We start from the raw sequence: 399 nt of genomic DNA, 5'->3' as shown, positions 1-399 counted from the left end.
CCGGATTGGCAATCATAACTTCTTGGCTATAGCCATCCAAGAAAACAAACTTACTGCACGACCTGAAGCTGGTTCAGACCCGCATGAAGAAATTGCTGTTGACGCAGGACTGGCTCCCCCATACAACCTGAATCCCTTGGTAGTTAAGCTGTTGACCCGGTGGTCTATCGCGTCCATTGCACCATGGGCACATGGGGTAAATGGAAAAAGAAATTCGGACGAAACAATAACCTGAGGAATGCTTGGCATTTCCTCTTCGAATACAACATCAATATATGGCATTGAGTCGCATATCTTCTCCGCTTGGTTCGACCAGAACGAGCCACAGATTGACGTGTATGCTCGGCCGCTCAGGATCTTAGTTTCTTCTGCTGCCCGCCAGACACCGGATTGGCAATG

1 protein-coding gene is annotated in these 399 nt (G+C 48.9%); it reads left to right on the top strand.

The window, feature by feature from the left end; genetic code table 11:
* Positions 1 to 235 (top strand): hypothetical protein (locus tag LT948_RS33080; protein WP_218192247.1); only part of this gene is annotated, 235 nt, incomplete at its 5' end.
* Between the last annotated feature and the right edge of the window lie 164 nt (positions 236 to 399).

It is taken from the genome of Pseudomonas sp. CP-1, from assembly GCF_021213715.1.
Taxonomy (GTDB): Bacteria; Pseudomonadota; Gammaproteobacteria; order Pseudomonadales; family Pseudomonadaceae; genus Pseudomonas; species Pseudomonas aeruginosa.
Note: the sequence above shows the minus strand (reverse complement) of the source record. Positions and strands in the feature narration are given on the sequence as shown.